Source organism: Halalkalibaculum roseum (genome assembly GCF_011059145.1).
GTDB classification, from domain to species: Bacteria; Bacteroidota; Rhodothermia; order Balneolales; family Balneolaceae; genus Halalkalibaculum; species Halalkalibaculum roseum.
On the sequence record NZ_JAALLT010000017.1, the window covers coordinates 1 to 479 of the forward strand.

Consider the following 479-nt stretch of genomic DNA (forward strand, 5'->3'; position numbering starts at 1 on the left):
AGGTCTGACCGGTGATCAACCTGCTGGCCACGAATCTGCTCCGGGGAACTGTAGGCGAGGGTACCTACCATGTCACCGGTTTTGGTAATATTGCTGCCCTGCTTGAGTTTGGCTAGCCCGAAGTCCATCACTTTGCTGCGTCCTTTGGAGTCCACTATAATGTTCTCCGGCTTGATATCTCGGTGGATGATGCCGGACTCGTGGGCTTCAGCCAACGCACCGGCTATCTGGCGGGCATAGCTGAGGGCCTGTTCCATGATCAAATCTCCCCCATCAATTATTGAACGCAGGGTTTTCCCCTCAATATGTTCCATTATAATGAAGGGGTTCCCCTCATATTCATCAATGTTGAAAATGGTACAAATATTTGGGTGACTCAGGGCGGCCGCGGATTTGGCTTCACGGATAAAGCGCCGGCGGTCTTCTTCGGTGGGTGTCAACGACTGAGGAAGAAATTTGAGGGCCACATCCCGGTCGAG

Annotated in this window: 1 protein-coding gene; it reads right to left on the reverse strand. The window is 52.6% G+C overall.

Annotated elements, in window-relative coordinates:
• Positions 1-479, reverse strand: a 479-nt coding sequence (locus G3570_RS16295; RefSeq protein ID WP_165143927.1) for a serine/threonine protein kinase, incomplete at both ends; no start/stop codon positions are given.